This is a genomic window from Neisseria sp. P0008.S010, from assembly GCF_051962715.1.
Lineage (GTDB): Bacteria > Pseudomonadota > Gammaproteobacteria > Burkholderiales > Neisseriaceae > Neisseria > Neisseria elongata.
Genome location: NZ_JBQCVA010000025.1, coordinates 24,715 through 33,197, shown reverse-complemented (window position 1 = coordinate 33,197; position 8,483 = coordinate 24,715). Strand labels below are relative to the sequence as shown.

At 54.3% G+C, this 8,483-nt stretch carries 9 protein-coding genes; 3 read left to right on the top strand and 6 right to left on the bottom strand.

Going from position 1 to position 8,483, the window contains the following annotated elements:
• Positions 1-153: 153 nt before the first annotated feature.
• From nqrF to ACTHSL_RS07735, 6 genes are read right to left on the bottom strand one after another with little or no spacing between them, the layout of a single operon-like run.
• A complete protein-coding gene (gene nqrF / locus ACTHSL_RS07760; protein WP_003741084.1) occupies positions 154-1,371 on the bottom strand; it encodes an NADH:ubiquinone reductase (Na(+)-transporting) subunit F in 1,218 nt (405 codons plus the stop codon).
• 13 nt (positions 1,372-1,384) lie between these two features.
• Complete coding sequence (nqrE, locus tag ACTHSL_RS07755) at positions 1,385-1,978, bottom strand: NADH:ubiquinone reductase (Na(+)-transporting) subunit E (RefSeq protein WP_003741087.1); 594 nt, start codon at positions 1,976-1,978, stop codon at positions 1,385-1,387.
• 3 nt (positions 1,979-1,981) lie between these two features.
• Entirely contained in the window at positions 1,982-2,608 is a 627-nt protein-coding gene (locus ACTHSL_RS07750; protein ID WP_003741088.1) for an NADH:ubiquinone reductase (Na(+)-transporting) subunit D, read from the bottom strand.
• Complete coding sequence (locus ACTHSL_RS07745) at positions 2,608-3,384, bottom strand: Na(+)-translocating NADH-quinone reductase subunit C (protein ID WP_009425722.1); 777 nt, start codon at positions 3,382-3,384, stop codon at positions 2,608-2,610. Before ACTHSL_RS07745 ends, ACTHSL_RS07750 begins: the two co-directional genes overlap by 1 nt.
• The gene (locus tag ACTHSL_RS07740; protein WP_045074205.1) at positions 3,377-4,609 is read right to left on the bottom strand and encodes an NADH:ubiquinone reductase (Na(+)-transporting) subunit B; all 1,233 of its coding nucleotides are present in this window, start codon (positions 4,607-4,609) and stop codon (positions 3,377-3,379) included. The genes ACTHSL_RS07745 and ACTHSL_RS07740 overlap by 8 nt, the downstream gene beginning before the upstream one ends.
• A gap of 2 nt (positions 4,610-4,611) precedes the next feature.
• Positions 4,612-5,955 carry a Na(+)-translocating NADH-quinone reductase subunit A gene (locus tag ACTHSL_RS07735; RefSeq protein WP_440380969.1) on the bottom strand — a complete coding sequence of 448 codons (1,344 nt, stop codon included), beginning with the start codon at positions 5,953-5,955 and terminating at the stop codon, positions 4,612-4,614.
• A 423-nt stretch (positions 5,956-6,378) separates the two neighbouring features.
• Here ACTHSL_RS07735 and ACTHSL_RS07730 point away from each other — a divergent pair, with 423 nt between their 5' ends.
• The 3 genes from ACTHSL_RS07730 to ACTHSL_RS07720 are packed head-to-tail and all read left to right on the top strand — an operon-like array spanning position 6,379 to position 8,402.
• On the top strand, positions 6,379-7,221 hold the full coding sequence (locus tag ACTHSL_RS07730) for a class II glutamine amidotransferase (protein ID WP_440380968.1): 843 nt from the start codon (positions 6,379-6,381) through the stop codon (positions 7,219-7,221).
• Positions 7,222-7,236: 15 nt separating this feature from the next.
• On the top strand, positions 7,237-7,728 hold the full coding sequence (gene nrdR, locus ACTHSL_RS07725; RefSeq protein WP_003770053.1) for a transcriptional regulator NrdR: 492 nt from the start codon (positions 7,237-7,239) through the stop codon (positions 7,726-7,728).
• On the top strand, positions 7,725-8,402 hold the full coding sequence (locus ACTHSL_RS07720) for a TIGR02117 family protein (RefSeq protein WP_440380967.1): 678 nt from the start codon (positions 7,725-7,727) through the stop codon (positions 8,400-8,402). Before nrdR ends, ACTHSL_RS07720 begins: the two co-directional genes overlap by 4 nt.
• Positions 8,403-8,483: the final 81 nt, after the last annotated feature.

The following is an 8,483-nucleotide window of genomic DNA, read 5'->3' as shown; positions in this document are numbered from 1 at the left end:
GTTGCTTCTTTGGATTAGGTTTTCGTATTTCATTTGGAAATTGTAAATCTTCAGGATACTTTCGCAAGAGGTCTAGTACTGCTCCTTTTTTATCTATTTAAACCAAAAAGGAAGAAGCCTTGGTTTCTTCCTTTTGTTTTTGAAGCCGAATATTTAACCGCCGAAATCATCCAAGAGGATGTTTTCATCTTCCACACCCAAGTCTTTGAGCATTTTGATGACGGACTGGTTCATGATCGGCGGGCCGCACATATAGAATTCGCAGTCTTCCGGTGCTTCGTGGTTTTTCAGGTGGTTTTCGTAAACCACGTTGTGGATGAAGCCTGTGTAGCCGTCCCAGTTGTCTTCCGGCAGCGGATCGGACAAGGCGACGTGCCATGTGAAGTTCGGGAACTCTGCTGCCAGTTGGTCGAAGTCTTCAACATAGAACATTTCGCGTTTGGAGCGTGCGCCGTACCAGAAAGTGATTTTGCGTTTGGAGTTCAAACGTTTCAACTGGTCGAAAATGTGGGAACGCATAGGCGCCATACCTGCACCGCCGCCGATGAATACCATTTCGGCATCGGTGTCTTTGGCGAAGAATTCGCCAAACGGGCCGGAGATGGTTACTTTATCGCCGGGTTTGAGCGACCAGATGTAGGACGACATTTGTCCCGGAGGCGCATCGGGTACGCGCGGAGGAGGCGTGGCGATACGCACGTTCAACATGATGATGCCTTTTTCTTCAGGATATGAAGCCATGGAGTAAGCGCGCAAAATCGGCTCGTCCACTTTGGAAACGTATTGCCACAGATTGTATTTGTCCCAGTCTTCGTGATATTCCTTAGGAATGTCGAAGTCTTTATAGGCAACGGTGTGCGGCGGGGCTTCGATTTGGATGTAGCCACCGGCGCGGAAGGGAACTTCTTCGCCTTCGGGAATGGCAAGCTTGAGTTCTTTAATGAACGTGGCTTTGTTGTCGTTGGAGATGACGGTGCATTCCCATTTTTTCACACCGAACACTTCTTCCGGTACTTCGATGTCCATGTCGGTTTTGACGTTGACCTGACAAGACAAACGGCAACCTTCGCGCGCTTCGCGTTTGCTGATGTGGGACAACTCGGTCGGCAGAATGTCGCCGCCGCCGCTTTTCACAACAACGCGGCATTGTCCGCACGAACCGCCACCACCGCAGGCGGAGGGAACGAAGATGCCTTGGCTAGCAAGCGCGCCCAGCAGTTTGCCGCCGGCGGGCATAGTCAGCTCTTTTTCATCATTGACTTTGATGGTGATGTCGCCTTCGCTCACCAGCTTGGATTTGGCAAACAGAATCATCAGTGCCAAAGCCAAGACGATGACGGTAAACATCACGATACCTAAAATAATTTCCATGCCGAATCCTTTCTTATAACTGGATGCCGGAGAACGACATAAACGCCATCGCCATCAGGCCGGCGGAGATGAAGGTGATGCCCAGTCCTTTGAGGCCTTTGGGAGCGTCCGAATATTTCATTTTTTCGGTGATGCCTGCCAAAGCGACAATTGCCAACATCCAGCCCAAGCCCGCGCCAAAGCCGTACACGACGGATTCGCCGAAGTTGTATTCGCGTTGCGCCATAAACGAAACGGCACCGAAAATCGCGCAGTTTACGGTAATCAGCGGCAGGTAGATACCCAGCGCGTTATAGAGGGCGGGGAAGAATTTGTCCAAGAACATTTCCAAAATCTGTACCAAAGCGGCAATCACGCCGATGAAGGTGATGAATTTCAGGAAGGTCAAATCCACGCCTTCAACAATCGCGCCGTCTTTGAGCAGCGAGTAAACGAGCTGGTTGGCAGGGACGGACAGGCCGAGTACGAAGGTAACGGCAACGCCCAAGCCGAATGCGGTGGATACTTTTTTCGATACCGCCAGAAAAGTACACATGCCCAAGAAGAAGGACAGCGCCATGTTTTCAATGAAGACGGATTTCACAAAAAGGCTTAAATAGTGTTCCATGTCTTATTTCTCCGCCTGTTCGGGTTTCCATGTACGCAAACCCCAAATCAAAAAGCCGATGATGAAGAACGCGCTCGGTGCCAGCAGAAAGAGACCGTTGGTCTGATACCAGCCGCCGTCCTGTACGGTTTGGAAAATGGTGTACCCAAAGAGTTTGCCCGAACCGATCAATTCACGGATGCTGGCGATGATAATCAGCAACATGCCGTAACCCGCACCTTGACCAATACCGTCCACCAAGCTTTCCAGCGGCGGCTCTTTCATGGCGAAGGCTTCGGCGCGACCCATCACGATACAGTTGGTAATAATCAGACCAACGAATACGGAAAGCTGTTTGGACAATTCGTAGGCATAGGCTTGCAACAATTGGTCAACCAGCGTAACCAGCGACGCAACAATCGCCATCTGCACGATAATGCGGATGCTATTGGGGATGTAGTTGCGCACCAATGAGATGAAGAAGCTGGAAAAACCGGTTACCAAACTGACGGAAATACCCATCACGATGGCCGTCTGAAGTTTGGTGGTAACCGCCAGCGCCGAACAAATCCCCAAGACCTGCAAGGCAATCGGGTTGTTGTCGATAAAGGGTGAAAACATTAAATGTTTCAAGCGTTTCATATCAGCCATTATTGTGCTCCTGCTGATTTCAATTTGTTCAGGTAGGGGATATAGCCGTTTTCGCCGAACCAGTAGTCGAACGAGCCTTGTACGCCTTTGGAAGTCAGCGATGCGCCGGAGAGTGCATCTACGCCGTGTTCTTTATCGGAACCTGCGCCTTTGCCGACGTGCAGGGCAAGTTTGCCTTGTTCGTCAAAGAGTTTTTTGCCGACGAATTTTTGTTGCCACAACGGATTGCCGATTTCGCCGCCCAAGCCCGGAGTCTCGCCTTGGTCGTAGTAGGTAATGCCGTTGATGGTATTGCCGTCAGGTTGGATGGCGACGAAGCCGTACATGACCGACCATAAACCGTTGCCGTGCATAGGCAGGATGATTTGGCTGACTTTGCCGTCATCGCCTTTTACCAAATAAACTTCGGTGTATTTGGCGCGGCTCTTGATGCCTGCCAAATCGTCTTCAGGTTTGATTTGGATGCTTTGCGCGGGGTCTTTGGCGGCAACGCGTGCGCTAAAATCTTTCGGCGCGTCTTTCACATATTCGCCGGTCGCCAAATCGACCACGCGTTGTTCGATGCGGTCGGCAAAGGTTTTGCTGATGTCGGTATTTTTATCGAGCAAACCGGCAACACTCAGGATGTAGCTTTGCTTGTCCTGAACCTTTTGTTTTTCCTGCACCGGTTTCAAGCCGACAACCGCGCCCGCCACGATGACCGAGCAAATCAGGCTGACTGCCAACACCACAATCAGCGTGCCGCTGAAGCTGTCTTTATCAAATTTCTTAGCCATTGCTGCGCGCCTTTCTGCGTTTGATGTTCGCTTGTGCGACGAAATAGTCGAAAATCGGGGCAAACAGGTTGGCAAACAGAATCGCCAACATCATGCCTTCGGGGTAAGCCGGATTGACCACGCGGATTAACACGCACATCACGCCGATTAGCGCGCCGTACCACCATTTGCCGACATTGGTAAAGGAAGCGGAAACGGGGTCGGTTGCCATAAACAGCATACCGATGGCGAAGCCGCCGACGACCAGATGCCAGTACCAAGGCATGCTGAACATCGGATTGGTGTCCGAACCGATGACGTTAAACAGCGAAGACATGGCAATCATACCGATCATCACGCCGGCAATGATGCGCCAAGAAGCGATGCGGGCAAACACGATAAACGCGCCGCCGATTAAAAGCGCCAAAGTGGATACTTCGCCGATAGAACCGGGCAAGTTGCCGATAAACGCATCCATCCAAGTAATAGGTTGATTGGTAACGGCGTTTTTCAGACCTTCCGAACCGTGTGCCGCCCATTGCGCCAACGCAGTTGCGCCAGAATAGCCGTCAACTGCCGTCCAAACGGTGTCGCCGGTAATATTGGCGGGATAAGCGAAGAACAAGAAGGCACGACCTGCCAGCGCAGGGTTCATAAAGTTTTTACCCGTACCGCCGAATACCTCTTTCGCAACCACCACGCCGAAGGTAATACCCAAGGCAGCCTGCCACAGCGGCAGCGTAGGCGGAACGATTAAGGCGAACAAAATCGAAGTCACGAAGAAACCTTCGTTGATTTCGTGTTTGCGTACAGTGGCGAACAAGACTTCCCAGAAACCGCCGACGACAAATACGGTTGCGTAAATCGGCAGGAAGTAAATCGCGCCGAACAGCATTTTGCCCAACACGCCCGCTTCAGACGACATATTGATGCCCAAAGCGTTGGCAAGGGCGTAATGCCAGTCGTTGGCGATGCTTTGTTGCAGCAAATCAGGTGTTAACGCACCGAATGCCTGCGCACCGACGTTGTACATACCGTAAAACATGGCGGGGAACAAAGCCAGCCACACCAAAATCATCATGCGTTTGGAGTCGAGCGCGTCGCGGACGTGTGCCGCTTTGCGCGTTACCGCACCGGATGTGTAGAAAATCGTCGCCGCAGCTTCATAGAGGGCATACCATTTTTCATGCTTGCCGCCCGGCAGGAAGTGCGGTTCGATTTTTTCCAGAAAATGTTTCAAGCCCATAATCAGCCTTCCTTCTCAATGGTTTCCAGCACCTTGCGCAACAGCGGGCCGTATTCGTATTTGCCCGGGCAGACGAAGCTGCACAAAGCGAGGTCTTCTTCGTCCAATTCCAAGCAACCCAAAGCCTGCCCGCTGTCGGTATCGCCGACGATTAAATCGCGCAAAAGCAAGGTGGGCAGGATGTCCAGCGGCATCACGCGCTCGTAAGTACCGATCGGCACCATGGCGCGGTCGCCGCCGTTGACGGCTGTCGTGAACTTGAAGAGTTTGTTTTTCAGGAAATGACCGAGGGTCGTACGCGTAATCGAGTATTTGTCCGGCTGCGGCGCAACCCAGCCGAACAGCTCTTTGCTGCGGCCTTCTTCGATAACGGAAATCTGATTGTGGTAGCGTCCCAAATAATCATGCGCGCCTTGTGCAATCGCACCGTTCAATACCGAACCGGAAATCACGCGGTTGTCTGCGTCAACCAATTCGCCGGCGGTAATTTGCGACACCTTCGCACCCAAAACGGTACGCAAGAGGCGCGGTTTGTTGACTTGCGGACCGCCCAAGGCAACCACGCGCTCGGTATTCAGACGACCTGTTACGAACAAACGTCCGATGGCAATTACGTCTTGGTAATTGATGGTCCAAACGGTTTTATTCGCACCGACAGGCTCGATGAAATGAATGTGCGTACCGCTCAAACCCGCGGGATGAGGGCCGCCGAATTCGTGTGTTTCAATGTTGGCGGCGTTTTCAGACGGCACGTCCGCACCGGCTGCCTTACAAACATGGATTTTGCGTTCGGTCAGACGGCTCAACACCAGCAAACCTCGTCTGAAATCCTCGGCGGCTTCTTTGATCACGACCACAGGGTCTGCCGCCAGCGGATTGGTGTCCATCGCATTGACGAAAATGGCGAACGGCTCGGCATCAACGGCAGGGATTTTGCTGAACGGACGGGTACGCAGCGCAGTCCACAAACCGGATTGAATCAGATTGCGGCGCACTTCTTCGCCGCTTAAGTTTGCCAACGCATCGGGCGCGTAGCGGGCGAACTCGATTTCGTCATCGCCGTCAACGGCAATCACAACCGACTGAAGCACGCGCTTTTCGCCGCGGTGAATCGCGGCGATTTTGCCGGAAGCCGGCGCAGTAAACACCACGCCCGGATTTTTCTTGTCTTCAAACAGCACTTGGCCTTTTTTGACGGCATCGCCTTCCTTGACTTTCATCGAGGGGCGCATACCGGCATATTCTTCGCCAAGCAACGCGACTTCGGTAATGGCCGGACCGTCGTAAACGGCTTGCTCCGGTCTGCCCGCGATGGGCAGGTCTAGGCCTTTTTTGATTTTAATCATAGGGATGCGTTACTTTTGGTAGGTTGGGAAAGTGGTGCGGCAAACTAGTGTGCCGCCAACGGTATTCTTCTACGAAGGTGCTCGCACGCACGGCCGCGGCTGCCGGACCGGAAGCAGGCGAAGCATAAAATGTAAAGATTCTTTACAGAGTAAAGCACTCGATTTTACAGGAAGCAACCTGTTTTTGCCATACTGCCGCTTGGTTTTATGGTGAATACTTAAAGTGTTGGGAAACGGAATACCAAAAGGCCGTCTGAAAACATGGCTGTCATACATTTAAAACCTCCAGCCGGTTTTCAGACGGCCTCCCCGTCCTCTCAGTCCCTCTGCCAAACCACCGGCGCTATGTTAGAATCCGCACGAAACAAAACAACATCGGGCCGTCTGAAAACTGCGGCACAACTTTATTTAAAGGATACCGCCATGTGCCAACTTCTTGGCATGAACTGCAACACCCCCACCGACATCGTCTTTTCCTTTGAAGGCTTCCGCAGGCGCGGCGGGCTGACCGACCACCACGTGGACGGTTTCGGCATCGGCTTTTTCGAACAAAAAGGCGTACGCCTGTTTCACGACGACAAACCCAGCGCGCAATCCCCGGTGGCCGACCTGATCAAAGCCTATCAAATCAAATCGGAAAACGTCATCGCCCACATCCGCAAAGCCACCAGCGGCCGCACCTCTTTGGCCAACACCCACCCCTTCGTGCGCGAAATGTGGGGGCATTACTGGATGTTCGCCCACAACGGCCACCTGCAAGGCTTCCACCCGCCCGTCGGCCAATATTACCGACCCGTCGGCGACACCGATTCCGAACGCGCCTTCTGCCACATCCTCGAGCAACTGCGCCAACGCTTCGACCAACGCCCCGATGACGACACCCTGTTTCAAGCCGTTGCCGGACTCGTGGCCGAAATCCGCCGCCACGGCCTGTTCAACTTCATCCTTTCAGACGGCCTCGTCATGTTCGCCCACGCCAGCACCCTGCTCCACTACATCGTGCGCCAAGCTCCTTTCGGCGAAGCACGCCTGCTGGACGACGATGTCGCCATCGACTTTTCCGCCGTTACCACTCCAAACGACCGCGTCGCCGTCATCGCCACCCTGCCGCTGACCAAAAACGAAATTTGGCACCAACTGGCCTGCGACGAACTCGTCATGTTCCGCGACGGCCTGATTGAAAAACGCGACTGCCCCGCAAACCCCCGCTACATGAGCGCGGAAGAAGGTTTGGCCGCCGCCCGCGCCGCCGGTACGGCCGTCTGAAGAAAGTATCCCTTTATGAAATGCCCCTTCTGCCAGCAACCCAACACCCTGGTTACCGATTCGCGCCTGACCGACGAAGGCAGCAGCATCCGCCGCCGCCGCCGCTGCCCCTCGTGCGACAAACGCTTCATTACCACCGAAACCCTCGACGTCCGCCTGCCCGACATCATCAAAAGCAACGGCAGCCGGGTCCCCTATAACGCGCACAAACTGCGCACCAGCCTCGAGCGCGCCCTGCACAAACGCCCCTTCGGCAGCGAAGATGTGGACGACTTGGTTGCCAAAATCGAAGGCCGCCTCTACCGGCTGGGCGAAAAAGAAGTCCCCTCCCGCCTCATCGGCGAAATGGCCATGCAGGCATTGCTGGATACCGACCAAGTGGCCTATGTCCGCTTTGCATCCGTTTACAAAAGTTTCAACGACGTATCCGAATTCACCCGCGCCATCGCCACCCTGCCCGCCCACACCGACGCGGACAACCCTCCTGCCGACGGGCAAACATCATGAAATCCGCCTTCCGCTTCTGCCGCAGAGTCCTGGTCGACCTATTCTTCCTTCTGGTTGCCTACATAGCCGCCGTGTTCCTGCTGCCCATGATTAAAATCGACAGGCAGGCCGACGGCGACGGCGACGCCGACATCACCCTTTACCTGATTTCCAACGGCATCCACACCGACATCGTCATGCCCTCACGCAACGGCGACACCGACTGGACAGCAACCTTTCCCGCCGCCGACACCACGGGCGGCCAAAGTGCCGACTGGATTGCTGTCGGCTGGGGCGACAAAAACTTCTACCTCAACACGCCGACTTGGGCCGACCTGACCGCATCCACCGCCCTGAAAGCCGTATCGGGCCTCAGCGAATCGGCCATCCACACCACCTACTACGACAGCATGGAAAACTGCGGCCGCTGCGCCAAATTTACCGTCAGCCGCCGCCAATACCTCGAACTTGCCGCCTACATCCGCAGCAGCCTGAAATGGCGGGACGGCCGCACCATCCCCGTTACCGCCGACATCCATTACGGCGAAAGCGACGCCTTCTACGAAGCGAAAGGCAGCTACAACCTCTTTTACACCTGCAACACTTGGACGAACGACGCCCTGAAAAGTGCCGGCGCGAAGGCGGCATTATGGACGATTACCGAAGGCGGTATCTTCCGCCATTACACGCCGTAAGCCGCGCGCACTGAAAAAGGCCGTCTGAAAACCGTATTTCCCACACGGAAAACGGTTTTCAGACGGCCTCAACCTTGATTG